Source organism: Salinicola sp. MIT1003 (assembly GCF_001858555.1).
GTDB classification, from domain to species: Bacteria; Pseudomonadota; Gammaproteobacteria; order Pseudomonadales; family Halomonadaceae; genus Salinicola; species Salinicola salarius.
Genome location: NZ_MCAP01000022.1, coordinates 119007 through 133065 on the forward strand (window position 1 = coordinate 119007; position 14059 = coordinate 133065).

Annotated in this window: 11 protein-coding genes; 1 reads left to right on the plus strand and 10 read right to left on the minus strand. The window is 63.0% G+C overall.

The window, feature by feature from the left end; genetic code table 11:
• Positions 1-180 precede the first annotated feature (180 nt).
• A complete protein-coding gene (locus BC443_RS10375) occupies positions 181-624 on the minus strand; it encodes a MerR family transcriptional regulator (protein ID WP_071231762.1) in 444 nt (147 codons plus the stop codon).
• Between the two features lie 315 nt (positions 625-939).
• Here BC443_RS10375 and BC443_RS10380 point away from each other — a divergent pair, with 315 nt between their 5' ends.
• The gene (locus BC443_RS10380) at positions 940-2265 is read left to right on the plus strand and encodes an outer membrane protein transport protein (RefSeq protein ID WP_071231763.1); all 1326 of its coding nucleotides are present in this window, start codon (positions 940-942) and stop codon (positions 2263-2265) included.
• Positions 2266-2526: 261 nt separating this feature from the next.
• On the opposite strand, the gene BC443_RS10385 is transcribed toward BC443_RS10380, so the two are convergent.
• The 9 genes from BC443_RS10385 to BC443_RS10425 form a co-directional block, all read right to left on the minus strand.
• Positions 2527-3645, minus strand: coding sequence for a porin (locus BC443_RS10385; RefSeq protein ID WP_071231764.1), 1119 nt, complete (start codon positions 3643-3645; stop codon positions 2527-2529).
• 89 nt (positions 3646-3734) lie between these two features.
• Positions 3735-4052, minus strand: a complete 318-nt coding sequence (locus BC443_RS10390) for an EF-hand domain-containing protein (protein WP_071231765.1) — start codon at positions 4050-4052, stop codon at positions 3735-3737.
• Between the two features lie 121 nt (positions 4053-4173).
• Positions 4174-5772, minus strand: coding sequence for an ABC transporter ATP-binding protein (locus tag BC443_RS10395; protein WP_071231766.1), 1599 nt, complete (start codon positions 5770-5772; stop codon positions 4174-4176).
• A 167-nt stretch (positions 5773-5939) separates the two neighbouring features.
• Complete coding sequence (locus tag BC443_RS10400; protein WP_139284291.1) at positions 5940-6899, minus strand: ABC transporter permease subunit; 960 nt, start codon at positions 6897-6899, stop codon at positions 5940-5942.
• Between the two features lie 76 nt (positions 6900-6975).
• On the minus strand, positions 6976-7902 hold the full coding sequence (oppB, locus tag BC443_RS10405; protein WP_071231767.1) for an oligopeptide ABC transporter permease OppB: 927 nt from the start codon (positions 7900-7902) through the stop codon (positions 6976-6978).
• Between the two features lie 43 nt (positions 7903-7945).
• Positions 7946-9547 carry a peptide ABC transporter substrate-binding protein gene (locus BC443_RS10410; protein WP_083387344.1) on the minus strand — a complete coding sequence of 534 codons (1602 nt, stop codon included), beginning with the start codon at positions 9545-9547 and terminating at the stop codon, positions 7946-7948.
• 76 nt (positions 9548-9623) lie between these two features.
• Positions 9624-11177, minus strand: coding sequence for a peptide ABC transporter substrate-binding protein (locus BC443_RS10415; RefSeq protein WP_247643261.1), 1554 nt, complete (start codon positions 11175-11177; stop codon positions 9624-9626).
• 159 nt (positions 11178-11336) lie between these two features.
• Complete coding sequence (locus BC443_RS10420) at positions 11337-12320, minus strand: C40 family peptidase (RefSeq protein WP_071231768.1); 984 nt, start codon at positions 12318-12320, stop codon at positions 11337-11339.
• A gap of 30 nt (positions 12321-12350) precedes the next feature.
• The gene (locus BC443_RS10425) at positions 12351-13949 is read right to left on the minus strand and encodes a peptide ABC transporter substrate-binding protein (RefSeq protein WP_071231913.1); all 1599 of its coding nucleotides are present in this window, start codon (positions 13947-13949) and stop codon (positions 12351-12353) included.
• Positions 13950-14059 lie beyond the last annotated feature (110 nt).

Consider the following 14059-nt stretch of genomic DNA (forward strand, 5'->3'; position numbering starts at 1 on the left):
AGCCGGCCTCGGTCAGCAACTGGGCTATCCGATCCCGTGGCAGCATGCTGTCGACTTGAAGTCGGTGATCGGCCGGTTCGCCGCTGACTTCGGCCTTGGCGTCCTCGGCCTGAATGGCTTCGCGCATGCGCTTGATGCAGCCCTGGCAATGCATGGCATCGACGCGATAGTGGTAACGGTTCATGCGTTTCTCCTTGCCGGAGCGCAGCATTCATCGTGGGTATCGGGCGTCTGCTCGATCAATCGGCAGATGCTGTGGCCATCGGGCGTGCCATCCGGCAGCCGTGACCAGTCGCTCATCGCTCGCTCCATGCGATCTGCCAGCGCCTGGAGCTCGCGGATCCGGGCATGGATCTGCGGCAGGCGAGCGGCCAGCAGGTCGCGCACCAGCGGGCAGGGCGAGTCGCCTTGATCGGCCTGCTCGAGAATGTCGGCGATCTCCTTGAGGCTGAAGCCCAGCGTTCTCGCTCGCTGGATGAAACGTAGCCGGTCGAGATCCTGCTGATCGAACAGCTGATAGCCGTTGTCGGGGTCACGGCGCGGCTTCAACAGCGCCTGGCGCGTGTAGTGGCGCACCGTCTCGGCCGTGACGCCGGCAGCTCGGGCCAGTTCGGTTACCTTCATCGGATGTCCTCGCTGAACCATGGATAACATCAGTCTAAAACCTAGGTGTAGCCCAAGGGTCAAGCGCTGCCATCACGTAGCCCGATGCTGTAAATCGGCGCTTTAGCGGTTGGTCTTACGACTAAAGAAATTTCCAAAAAGCGATTAAAACGACCGTTTGCGCATTGACGCTAAATCGCCATTCCGTCAAAACGGATATCGAAAAGTCCAGTCTTCTTACCTTGGGGAATGGCTCAGATAACAACGGAATTACCGACCGCATTAACAGGCGGGCTAGACGCCGCGGCGGCTTCCTGAGTCCAGAGGGAATCAATCATGATGATTCGTTATCACCGTCTGTCGTTAGCCGTTGCTCTAGCGAGCGCCGCAGTATCAGGACAAGCGCTGGCGGGCGCATTTCAGTTGCAGGAACAGAGCGTCAGCGGTCAGGGCACGTCCTGGGCGGGGCGAGCTTCCAACGTTCAAGATGCCACCATTGTCTTCGGCAACCCGGCAGGGATGTCGTTTCTCGATCGGGCGCAGTTGACCGCGGGCACTCATTACATCGATGCCAGTTCCGATATCCATGACGAAAGTGGCAACCAGCCGATGGTGACCGGCGTCGATGGCAACGGTACGCCGATCATTGGATCGGTCGCTACTGGGGGCGGCTCGGACGGCGACATGATTCCCCAAAAGGCCATTCCTTTCGGCTATTACGTGCAGCCAATCAATGACCGTTGGAGCTTTGGTCTCGGTGTTTACGCCCCGTTCGGGTTGATTACCGACTATAACGACGACTTCAAGGGACGCTACTTCGGCAACTACAGCGATCTGGAAGTCATCACCGCCCAGCCCACGCTGTCGTACCGCTTCAACGACAAGCTCGCCATCGGCTTCGGCGTGACCTACAACCACATCAAGGGCGAGTTGGAGAGCAAGTCGCCCAACCCGCTCAACCCGACAGCTGCCGGTGACGGTACCGTCAACGTCAAGGGCGATGACGACGCCTGGGGCTACAATATCGGCATGATTTACCGCCCGGTGGAGTCCACCACCTTGGGCCTAACCTACCGCTCCAAGGTTGAATACCATCTCACCGGTGACGTCGACGCCTCCAACGTCTTCGGCGGGGTCGGTGCGGGTGGCCCGGCATTCCTCAACGCCGACGGCGACGCCTCGCTCGACATCACTCTGCCCGAGACCATCGACTTCTCGGTGACCCATCAGCTCGACGACCGCTGGACGTTGATGGCCGGGGCGACCTATATCCGCTGGAGCCGCTTCGACCAGCTGGTGGTCGACAACGACCTGGGGCTGGATATCAATGAACAGCAGGACTACCGCGATACATGGCAGTATGCCGCCGGTCTCGCCTACCAGCTCAATCCGGCCTGGAGTCTGCGCGGCGGTATCGCCTACGACCAGTCGCCAGTCAAGGACGCCCATCGCAGCCCACGCGTGCCCACGGCGGATCGCACCCTGGTCTCGATCGGCGCTGGCTGGACGCCGATCCCCGACCTGACCATCGATGCCGCCTACAGCTACATTTGGGAAGATCGCGCCGACGTCGATCTGCAGGACGAAAACGGTAACTCCTATCAGGCCGAATACGACAACTCGCTCAATCTGTTCGGCGTGCAGGCGACCTATCGCTTCTGATTTCACGACCATAGCGGTAACACGACCCCGGCTCAGGCCGGGGTTTTGCTTTTTGAGAGTCGAGTCAGGCGGCCGCGGCCGGCTCTCTTCATGCATCCTGTTTTGCAAAAAGAACGCCACTTTCGCAAAAAAAAGCCGCTACCAATGGCAGCGGCAAGCGATCGTCAGGAACAGTATCCCGGTGACGTAGCTTCCGAACGTTTGCACGGCGTTCTGGAACCGGTGGCTCCGGTCGGGACCGGAGTCGCCTGGCGACAAAGGTTAGAAGTTATAGCGCACCAGCAGGTCAGTCTCGTCGTTGGCGTAGTCGCTGTCGTCGGCATTTCTCGAGTCGTCGAACTTCTGTTCGACGGCGAGAATCAGATTGTCGTCGAACAGAAGCCATGCCGCGCCAGCGAGATAGAAGGCGTTGCGGGCATCCGAATCGCGGTCTTCCAGACGGTTCAGGCCCGTATAGAGCTGTACCGTTCCGGGTACCTGATTCTTGACGTTGTAGAGCGCCACGCCTTCGTAGCCGCGTGCCTCGTCGACGATGCCGTCGGCGTTCTCGACACCGCTGAAGTTACCGTCGCGAATCAGGTTGTGGTATTCGCCCGCGGTCAGCGCGAAATACCAGTTTCCGGGTGTCCAGCGCGCGCCTAACAGTCCCGCGTCGACATTCTCCGATTGCTTGCCTCCGCCCGCGCGTTTGCCATTGATGTCGCTATGGGTATAGGTGAAGCCGAAGGACCATTCATCGGTGGGCTGGTAGACTGCGGCCCCCTGGGCCGTATAGTTGCGTTCGAAACCTGTCAGATTGCCGCTGTAACCTGACGAAGCGGGAACGTCGTCGCGTGAAGTCTGATAGAGCAAGCCGAGCGTCCAGTCGCCCCAGCTGTTCTTGTAGGAGATGGCATTGTCGGGCCGGCCGTTACCTTCGATGCCGCCATCACCATTGACGCCGTTGAAACTGCCCTGAGCGGTGGCGCCGTTATACCAGAACCAGTCGGTCCATACGCCTACCATGTCGTACCACAGTGAATACTGCTTGCCGATCAGAATGGTGCCGTAATCATCATGGCTGACACCGGCATAGAGCAGGCGCTTGTAATGCTCGTCGCTTCCGTTTTCAAAAAAGGGCGTGAAGCCCCATTCAGCGCGCGCAATAGAGGACCAGCCGCCCTTGAAGTTGTGTTCGTGAATCAGGCGAACACGTGAACCGGCATTGGTCGGATCGTGATCGTCGTGGACGTCGTCGACAAAGCTGCTCCCCGCCGCGATGCGCCCGCTGAAAGTCAGCTTGTCCTGAGTCGTTTCGTATAGCGTCACGGCCAGAACGGATTGGCTGGCCAAAAGGGTGCCGGTGGCGACGAGGCTCGCCACGAAAGTCTTATTCATCATGGTGACTCTTGCTTGCTGTTTTTATAAAAGCGTGTTCACTCGTTTAAAGAGTGCGATCACTGGTTCGATGATATTGATCGCTTGTGCGATCAGTTGTTATCGACGGCCTGGCTGTCCAGAAACTCTTCGAGCGAGAGTTGGCGATCGCTGTCGATATCAGCGGTGCCGAACGCCCCCATGAGATCCGAGTCCGACCGGGCCTCGCTGACATCGATGACGTCATCGCCATTGCTGTCCAACGTTTTGAACTGCTCGACAAGCGCGGGCGGCGCGCTCATCTCCAGCTTGCCACGCTCGAAGCTGCCGGCACCGTCACCTGCCGGTGTGTAGTTCTGACAGCCTGCCAGTGCCACCAGCGCGATGGCGGAGAAGAGTCCTTTTGTTACGGACTTCGTGTTCAAGAACATCATTGGCTCCCTTGCAGGAGTGGGTTTTGGGGTAGATCCCCACTTTTTGGCCGCAGATACCCTAGGCGGGTGCCGTGAAGCGCCCGCGGCCAAATTCTGTTGTTATTGGAAGAGAAAGGCGTTAGGCGGCTTCGCTCTCCAGAAATGCCGCTTTCAGCAGCGCCTGGGTATAGGGCTCTCGCGGATTGGAGAAAATCGCTTCCACCGAGCCGTGTTCGATGACGCGGCCTTCCTTCATCACCATCACATCGTCGGAGAGCGCGCGCACCACCGAGAGATCGTGGCTGATGAAGAGATAGGTCAGGCCGTGCTTCTTCTGTAGATCCCGCAGCAGGTCGATGACCCGGACCTGGACCGAGCGGTCGAGGGCCGAGGTCGGCTCGTCGAGCAGCAGCAGCTCGGGCTTCAGGATCAGCGCGCGGGCGATGGCGATGCGCTGGCGCTGGCCGCCGGAGAACTCGTGCGGGTAGCGGTTGCGCATGGCCGGATCGAGGGCGACCTCTTCCAGCGCGGCGATGACCTCGGCCTCGCGCTGGCGGCGATTCAGTGCCGGGTGATGCACCTTGAGGCCTTCACTGATGATGTCGCCCACCGTCATGCGCGGGGAGAGCGAACCGAAGGGGTCCTGGAACACCACCTGCAGGCGTGAACGCAGCGGACGCATGCCGGACTTGTCGAGTCCGGAGATGTCGGCCTCCTCGAAGCGGATCTCGCCCTCGGATTTCAGCAGTCGCAGCAGGGCGCGGCCGAGCGTCGATTTGCCCGAGCCGGACTCGCCGACGATGCCCAGCGTCTCGCCGCGGCGGATGGAGAGATCGATCCCGCGCACCGCCTCGAAGTACTCGCTCTTGCCGAACAGGCGCTTCTTCAGCGCGAAGCGCACCTTGATGTCCCGCCCGCTCATCAGCACCGGTGCGTCTGCCGGGGCGGGCTCCTTGCGCCCGCGCGGAATGGCGTCCAGCAGCATGCGGGTGTAGTCATGCCGAGGATTGTCGAAGACCTCCAGCGTGCGGCCGGTTTCGACCACTTCGCCATACCGCATCACGGCGACGTGATCGGCGAAGTGGCGAACGATGCTCAGGTCGTGGGTGATGAACAGGATTGCCATGCCGTATTCGGCCTGCAGCGACTTGAGCAGGTCGAGAATCTGCGCCTGCACGGTGACGTCGAGTGCCGTGGTCGGCTCGTCGGCGATCAGCAGTCTGGGTTCGCAGGCCAGCGCCATGGCGATCATCACGCGCTGGCGCTGGCCGCCGGAGAGCTCGTAGGGGTAGCTGTCGATGCGCCGTTCCGGCTCGGGGATGCCGACCTGGTTCAGGAGCTCCAGGACGCGCCGCCGATTGGCCTGGCCCTTGAGCTGCTTGTGCCGGATCAGCACTTCACCGATCTGCTTGCCGATGCGGTGCAGCGGGTTGAGCGAGGTCATCGGCTCCTGGAAGATCATCGAGATGTCGTTGCCGCGCACGCGGCGCATGCGCTTGGGCGTGACCTCCAGCAGGTTCTCGCCGTTGAAGCGGATTGCGCCGGTGGTCTCGGCGAGCTCCGGCAGCAGGCGCATGGCGGCGGTGGAGGTGACCGACTTGCCGGAGCCGGACTCGCCGACCAGCGCCATCGTCTCGCCCTCGGCGATGGTGAAGCTCACGTCCTTGACCGCCGTCACCGGCCCGGTGGGCAGCTGAAACGTCACGCTGAGCTTGTCGATTTCGAGCAGAGAACTCATGAAACGGCTCCCGACGATGTTGGAGAGTCGCACGCCGGCGAAAAATCGGCGAGCGATGGCCAGCCGAGGCGAACAGCTTGGAAGGCGCGGAGTTGATGGGGTATCAATGAGCAGCCTGAGGGGCTGTTCAACAATGGCTGGGCGAGCGCAGGCATTTTTCGGGCTCCTCAGCGTGTGCGCGGGTCAAGGGCGTCTCTCAACCCATCACCCAGGAAGTTGAGACAGAACAGCGTGGCGGCGAGGAAGAACGACGGCACCAGCAGCATCCAGGGGGCACTCTCCATCATGTCGACGCCTTCGGAGATCAGCACACCCCAACTGGTCAACGGCTCCTGCACGCCGAGCCCCAGGAACGACAGGAAGCTCTCCAGCAGGATCACCTTGGGCACGGTGAGGGTGACGTAGATGATCACCGGACCGATGGCGTTGGGGATCAGGTGGCGGGTGACGATCTTGGTGTCGCGCACGCCCAGCGCATGGGCCGCCTCGATGAACTCGCGACGCTTCAGCGCCAGGGTCTGGCCGCGCACGATGCGTGCCATGTCGAGCCACTCCACGGCGCCGATGGCGGCGTAGATCAGGAAGATGTTGCGGCCGAATACCACCATCAATAGGATGACGAGGAACATGAAGGGCAGCGAGTACATGATGTCGACGAAGCGCATCATGACGTTGTCGACGCGGCCGCCCAGATAGCCCGAGATGGCGCCGTAGAGCACACCGATCACCAGGCTGACGAAGGAGGCGACCAGCGCCACCGAGAGTGAGACGCGGCCGCCATAGAGCACCCGGGTGAGCAGGTCTCGGCCGTTGGCATCGGTGCCCAGATAGTGGGCGCCTTCCAGCGTCGGACCGGTGCCGAAGGCGTTCCAGTCGACCTCGGCCAGCCCCCAGGGCAGTAGCCACGGACCGACGACGCAGACCACGATGATGGCGATCAGCAGACCCAGACTGGCCATGGCGGCACGGTTCTGGCTGAGGCGCCGCCAGGCATCCTTGGCCAGGCTTTCGCCCACGGGGGCCGCGGCGGCTTCCGGTTCGGGAGCGCGGGGCGGATTGGGGCCGCCGGCGGGCAGCGGAGCGCCATCCCGCCGTTCTCCGCTGTAGGGCTTGGAATCAGACGTCATTGGCGGCCTCCCCGGTGGCACGAATGAATGGAGTCGAGGCTCGGTCGTTGGTCATGAGGCGGTCATTGTTCATGAGTCAGTCGTCGTAGCGAATTTGGGGATCGAGCGCGGAGTAGAGCAGGTCGACGATCAGGTTCATCAGTACGATCAGCACGCCGTAGAAGACCACCGTGCCCATCACCAGGGTGTAGTCGCGGTTGAGCGCGCCCTGAACGAAGTAGCGGCCGATCCCCGGGATGCCGAAGATCTGCTCGATCACCACCGAACCGGTGATGATCCCGGCGATGGCCGGGCCGAGGTAGGACATCACCGGCAGCAGGGCAGGGCGAATCGCGTGGCGCCAGATCACTTCACCCTCGTTGAGACCCTTGGCCCGCGCGGTGCGGATGAAGTGGCTGCCCAGCACCTCGATCATGCTGGCGCGCATCATCCGCGCGATATAGGCGATCTGCTGGATCGACAGCGCCACCACCGGCAGGACCAGGTTGGGCAGGGCGCCACCGTTCCAGCCCCCGGCCGGCAGCCAGCCCAGCAGCACGCCGAACACCAGCGCGAAGATCGGTGCGATCACGAAGTTGGGAACGGCGATACCGGTCAGCGCGGTGCCCATGACCAGGTAATCCACGGTGGAGTTGCGCTTGATCGCCGCCGCGATCCCCAGCGGCAACCCGATGATCAGCGCCAGCAGGATCGCCAGCCCGCCGATCTCCAGGCTGACCGGGAAACCCTGCATGATCAGCTCGGTGACCGAGAAGTCCTTGTACTTGAACGACGGCCCGAAATCGCCCTGGAGCAGATTGCCCATGTAGCGCAGGTACTGCATCGGCAGCGGTTCGTCGAGATGGTAGGCGGCCATCAGGTTGGCTTCGATCTCCGGCGGGAGCTGGCGTTCGCCGTCGAACGGGCCGCCGGGCGCCACACGCATCAGGAAGAACGAGATCGTGATCACGATCAGCAGCGTGGGAATCGCCTGCAGCAGGCGCTTGAGGGTGTAGATCAGCATGCGGAGTCACCTGAGCCTGAACGTGGCGGCGTCTTCGAGAGAATCATTGCTCGCGCTCCTGGAGATAGCGCAGCGGGTGAACGTCCATCGGGTTGCTCTCCCAGCCCTGGAGGTCGGGCGATACCAGGTGAACGGAGACATAGTCGTAGAGTGGCAGCAGCGCATAGTCGTCCAGCAGCCGCTGCTGGGCCTGCGTCATCAACTGGCGACGCTTCTCGGCGTCGAGTTCGCCGGTGCTCTCGGCGACGAGCGCGTCGTAGGTCGCGTCGTGGTAGCCGCTGCTCCGGCTTGCCGAGCCGTTGTCGGCGTAGGCATTGAGGAAATCGAACGGGTCGTTGATGGTCGCCACCATGCCGTAGCGCGCCACCTCGAAATTGCCTTCGCGGATGGTGGCGTAGTGGACGGCCGCCTCGGAGTTGATCAGCTCGACCTCCACGCCCAGCGGCTTCCACATCGCGGCCACCGCCACCGCGATCTTCTTGTGATCTTCCAGGGTGTTGTAGTTGAGCCGCAGGTGCAGCGGATGGTCGGGTCCGTAGCCCGCTTCCTGCATTAGCTCCTTGGCGCGTGCCAGGCGCTGTTCCATCGGCATGTCGGCGAAATCCAGCTCCCCCTGCGGCGCGTTGGCGGTGTTGCGCGGTACGTACCAGAACGAGGGGGTCTGGCCCTGGCCGAGGATCTGGTCAGTGATGACGTCGCGCCGGACGGCCAGGTTGAGGGCTTCGCGAACGCGCTTATCCGCCAGCGGCTGGCCGTCGTGGAGGTTGAACATGTAGAAATATTCCGCCGTCAGCGGGCCGACTCTCAGCGCGTCGCCGAGGTTCTCCCGCGCCCAGGCAAAGCGCGACGACGGCACGCTGGAGTAGGCGATATCCATCTCGCCGGTGCGGAAGCGGTTGAGGGCCGAGCCGGCATCGTCGATGGGGTAGAAGGTGACCTTGTCCACGGCGACGCTGTCGGCGGCATGGAAATGCGGATTCTTCTCCACCACGATGCGCGATTGCGGCTGCCACTCATCCAGGGTGAAGGCGCCGCTGGAAACGGTGTTGCCCGGCTGCACCCAGCCTGCTTCGTTGGCGATGACGTGTTCGGGAAGCGGCGCCGCTTCGGTCATCGCCAGCGCCTGCAGGAACCAGGCGGTGGGCTGGGTCAATCGGATGCGCAGCGTATGCGAATCGACCGCTTCGACCCCGAGGGCGTCGGCGCTCTCGTCACCGGCATTGATCGCCCGGGCGTTGACGATGGGGTAGTAGAGATTGGCGTTCTGGTTGGCGATCGCCGGATCGAGCACGCGACGCAGGGCGAAGACGGCGTCCTCGGCAGTGATCGGTTCGCCGTCGGACCACTCGGCGTCGCGCAGATGGAAGGTGTAGGTCTTGCCATCGTCGCCGACTTCCCAACGATCGGCCAGCCCTGGGACCAGGCTGCCATCCTTGGCATAGGTGACCAGCCCCTCGAACAGCGCGCGGGTAATGCGTGTCTCCCAGGTGCCGCTGGTCTTCTGCGGATCGAGGGTGCCCGGCTCGGCACCGTTGGCGATATTGACGCTGAAGGCCTGCGCCGGGATGGCGAATGCCGTCAGTGTGATGCCGCCCAGCGTGGCAAGCAGATGGCGCGAGATCTTGCTGTAGGGTTTCGAAATCATCTGGTAATGCGTCCCTTGGCCGCCGGTCGCTGCGAATCGATGACACGACGGCATTGGTGATTCGAATTGTCGTTTGTCAGTCCGACGCTAGCGAAAGCCAGCGCGACAGGTGCCGATTGAGCGCGTTGTCTTTCCAGCCATCCAGCTTGGGGTTGACCAGGTTGCGCGAGACGTCGACGTAGATCGGTGCCACCGCATAGTCGGAGAGCGCCTGCCGCTCCGCCTGCTGCAGCAACTGCTGGCGGGCGGCGATGTCGGTCTCGCGGCTGGCTTTGGCCATCAGCTCGTCGAACGCCTGGCTGCGATAGCCGCCGTAGTTCTTGGGCGAGTCGCTCTCCAGGATGCCGAGGAAGTTGCTGGCGTCGTCGAAGTCCGCGACCCAACTGCCGCGACCGACATCGAAGTTGCCATTGGCGAGCTCGGCGTAGTGGACCGCGCCCTCGGCATTGATCAGTTGCGTCTCGACCCCGAGTGGCTGCCACATCGCGGCCAGTGCCACGGCGATGCGCTTGTTGGCCTCGGTGGTGGAGTAGCGCAGCGTCAGTTCGAGCGGATGATCGGGGCCGTAGCCGGCGTCCGCGAGCAGACTCCTGGCCTCGGCAATCCGCTCATCCATCGTCCGATCCAGGCCAGGCATGGTCTGGGCGTCGTAGTGGCTGACGCCGCCGGGGACGAAGCCGCTGGCCGGGGAGACGACACCGCCCATGATCTTGTCGGTGATCACGTCCCGGCGGATTGCCAGATTGAGCGCTTCCCTGACACGCTTGTCGGCGGTGGGGTGGCCATCGCGCTGGTTGAGCGCGAAGTAGTAGTTGGCCAGCTGCGGCGCGAGGTGTACGGCGTCGGGCAGGTTCTCCTGCAGCCACTGGTATCGGTCCGGCGAGAAATCGCGAACGATGTCGAGACCGCCGGCGCGGAAGCGTTGCAGGCCGGCGCTGCGATCCTCGACCGGATAGTAGTCGACGCCATCGAGGGCGACGTCGTCGGCGTCATGGAATTCGGGGTTCTTGCGCGCCGCGATGTGATCGTGGGAGGTCCAGCTTGTCGGGGTGAAGGCGCCGTTGGTCGCGATATGACCCATCTGGGTCCAGTCGTTACCGAAGCGCTCGACCAGGTGCGAAGGCACCGGCGACGCGGCGATATGCGCCAGCAGCGTCGGGAAGTAGGGCGTGGGCTGGTTCAGGGTGATCTTCAAGGTCTTGGCGTCGACCGCTTCGACGCCGAGTTCGGGAGCGCCCTGCTCGCCCTTGGTATGCGCTTCGGCGCCGCGAATCGGATAGAACAGGCTGGCGTAGACGGCACCATTGGCCGGATTGAACAGGCGTTGGAAGGCGAGCACGAAGTCCCCGGCGACCACGGGTTCACCATCCGACCAGTTGGCGTCGTCGCGCAGTTCGAAGGTGTAGACGGTACCGTCGTCGCTGACGTCCCAGCCGCTGGCGGCGCCGGGAATGTACTCGCCGGCGGGGTCCAGGGTGACCAGGCCCTCGAACAGATCGCCGAGGACGTCGTTCTCCCAGGTGGTACCCCCGATCCGGGCGGTATCCAGTGACGCCGGTTCACCCTGGATGCCGATGCTCAGCGTGGCGGCCCGGGCGGTGTCGATGGACAGGGCTGTCGTCAGGCTCACGGCTGCGAGCAGGGGAAGAACGAGCCTGGCGGTTCTTCGATGTGAGCCGTATCTGGGCTGTGTACGCATGATCGAGTCCATCCGTTGTTGAGCGTTTGTTATTGCCGGGGCTGCTGGCGCATTCGCCCGTTTTGGCGACCCCGTCTCGATCTTAAGTCTTCAGGTTCCTGCGGGAATAGTTCCTGCTGGAATCGCCTTTCCCAGATCGCCCGGGTCGAGAAAGCGACGCACGGTGCAGAGCTGTGTTTCGTATCGACTGCCCGAAAGCCGGCGACATTCGATCCGGGCGTTGTTGGTCGGCGCGTGCAGCATGCGATCATCGCCGAGATAGAGCGCCACGTGATCGACCACCAGCCGGCCTGCGTCGTCGGGCTTCTCGAAGAACAGTAGATCGCCCGCACGGCGCTCGTCCGGCGCCACCGGAAGCCCTGTCTCGACCTGGTCGTGGGCGTCCCGAGGTAGACGAATGCCGATGGCGGCGAACAGGCTGTGAACGAGCCCCGAGCAGTCGTAGCCGAAGCTCGAGTTGCCGGCCCACAGATAGCGCAGACCGTCGAAGCGCCGACCCAGCGTTTCCAGCGTCGCGGCAGTCGCCGGCAGGCCCTCGCCCGGCAACTGGACACTGTCGCGTGGCAGCCAGCCGCGTCCCAGCGATGTCTCCACCCAGACGCGGGACGCTCTCCGGTCAGCGATTTCCGGCACCGGTTCGGCCAGTTTCAGCCGAGTCAGAAAACTCAGTTTCAGCGAGCGTCCCTGGGGCAGGCCCTGCAGCCAGGCGATGGGAGCGATCACTACCACCGACTCGGCATCGGCCGGGCAGCCCTCTGCCTCGACGAGCTGGGCCGCCGGGATCCAGCCGGGGTAGCCGCGCTCGTCCAGCGAGGACCGCTGGCTCGGGACCACGACGCGACACCAGTCATTGCCGTGGCCATCACGATGGCGCTCGAGTATCTCGACCGGCGTGTCCAGCAGCACCTGGGTGGCGAGCCGTTTCTCCTTGCACAGTGCCAGGCGAGTCTCGTCGTCCAGACGGGAGAGCCAGCGCTCGAGCAGTGCCGGGTTGCCCAGCGCCGGGGCATCGATGGCCCGCGGCGCTTCGGGAGAAGTCCATAAACCGGCGACGGTAACGCCTATACAGCTCACCTCGGCGTCTCCTGGCAGCGACTCAAGCCGTTACTCCGTGAAGTGGACCCAGCGCGACGGATGGTCGTCCTCGACGTTGTCTGCCCAGCCTTCCAACTTGGGATTCACCAGGTTGCGCGTGACGTAGGTCAGCATGGGAATGAACGCATAGTCATCCAGCGCCACGTTCTCGGCCTTCTCGAGAATGCCTTCCCGGGCGTCGAGATCCTGGGTCTGCGCCGCCTGATCCATCAGCTTGTCGTACTCGGGATTGGAGTAGGCGCCGTAGTTGTTGCCGACGCCGGTATGCAGCAGGGTGAGGAAGTTTTCGGCGTCGTTGTAATCGGCGATCCAGCCGGCCCGGGCGACATCGAAATCACCTTGCTGGATGGTCTGGTAATGGACGGTCGCTTCGGAATTGATCATCTGCACGTTGATGCCCAGCGGCTTCCACATCGCGGCCACGGCGATGGCGATCTTCTTGTGCTCGTCGCTGGTGTTGTAGCGCAGGCGCAGTTCGAGCGGATGATCCGGACCGTAGCCGGCTTCCTTCAGCAGCGCCTTGGCGCGGGCCATGCGATCGTTCATGTCGTCGCTGCCGAGGTCCATCTGCTGGGCGTCGTAGTGGCTGGTGCCGGGCGGAACCATGGCGGTGGAAGCCTTGAAGCTGCCGGCCATGATCTGCTCGGAGAGCACGTTGCGACGAATGGCCAGGTTGAGCGCTTCACGCACGCGCTTGTCGGCGGTGGGGTTGCCGTCGCGATTGTTGAGCACGTAGTAGTAGGAGCCGAGCATCGGGCTCATGTGGGTGGCATCGGGCAGATTGTCCTTCAGCCACTGATAGCGGCTGGAGGGATAGTCGGACAGTACATCGAGTTCGCCGGCGCGGAAACGGGAAATACCCGCGTTGCGGTCCTCGACGGTGTAGTAGTTGACGCCATCCAGCGAGACCTCGTCGGCATCGTAGTAGGCCGGGTTCTTCTCGACGCTGATGCGCGACTGCGAGACCCAGTCCACCGGCTTGAACGCTCCGTTGGAGGCGATATGGTCGAGCTTGACCCAATCCTTGCCGTACTCGTCGACCAGATGCTTGGGCACCGGATAAGAGGTGTAATGGGTCAGCAACTGCAGGAAGTAGGGCGTCGGATGGTTGAGCGTGACCTTGAGCGTCTTGCCGCCGTCCAGCGATTCGGCGCCGAGGGTGTCGGCTTTCTTGTCGCCGGTATTGATCGCCTCGGCATTGACGATCGGATAGAGCATGTAGGCGTACTTGGAGGCGTTCTCCGGCGCCAGCAGGTGCTGCCAGCCGAACACGAAATCTTCGGCGGTGACCGGCTCGCCGTCGGACCACTTGGCGCCTTCCCGCATATGGAAGGTATAGGTCTTGCCGTCGTCGGAGACTTCCCACTCGGTGGCCATGCCCGGCAGCAGCTCGCCGTCCGGTGATTGCTTGACCAGACCCTCGTAGACGTCCATCAGCACCTGGGACTCCCATACCCCACCGGAAACCTGCGAGGTATCGAACGAGGCGAGCTCGCCCTGAACGCCGATATTGAGCGTCTCTGCCAGTGCCGGGGAGGCTGCCAGGGAGGTGGCCAGCGCCAATGCGCTGAGCGGAAACAATGCGCGGGGAAGATGCAGTTTGGACATCTGTTGAAACTCCGACTTGTTGTTGTGGCACATTCGCCAGGGGCTCGGGCCGAATGCGTTCCTGAACTATCGACTGGCGAGGACGCCCGCGAAACGGATGCGATACCTTC

Excerpts from the sequence above, each read along its gene's own strand:
- BC443_RS10395 (WP_071231766.1), bottom strand. The coding sequence starts at position 5,772 with ATGAGTTCTCTGCTCGAAATCGACAAGCTCAGCGTGACGTTTCAGCTG.
- BC443_RS10400 (WP_139284291.1), bottom strand. The coding sequence starts at position 6,899 with ATGACGTCTGATTCCAAGCCCTACAGCGGAGAACGGCGGGATGGCGCT.
- BC443_RS10385 (WP_071231764.1), bottom strand. The coding sequence starts at position 3,645 with ATGATGAATAAGACTTTCGTGGCGAGCCTCGTCGCCACCGGCACCCTT.
- oppB (WP_071231767.1), bottom strand. The coding sequence starts at position 7,902 with ATGCTGATCTACACCCTCAAGCGCCTGCTGCAGGCGATTCCCACGCTG.
- BC443_RS10410 (WP_083387344.1), bottom strand. The coding sequence starts at position 9,547 with ATGATTTCGAAACCCTACAGCAAGATCTCGCGCCATCTGCTTGCCACG.
- BC443_RS10375 (WP_071231762.1), bottom strand. The coding sequence starts at position 624 with ATGAAGGTAACCGAACTGGCCCGAGCTGCCGGCGTCACGGCCGAGACG.
- BC443_RS10425 (WP_071231913.1), bottom strand. The coding sequence starts at position 13,949 with ATGTCCAAACTGCATCTTCCCCGCGCATTGTTTCCGCTCAGCGCATTG.
- BC443_RS10380 (WP_071231763.1), top strand. The coding sequence starts at position 940 with ATGATGATTCGTTATCACCGTCTGTCGTTAGCCGTTGCTCTAGCGAGC.
- BC443_RS10390 (WP_071231765.1), bottom strand. The coding sequence starts at position 4,052 with ATGTTCTTGAACACGAAGTCCGTAACAAAAGGACTCTTCTCCGCCATC.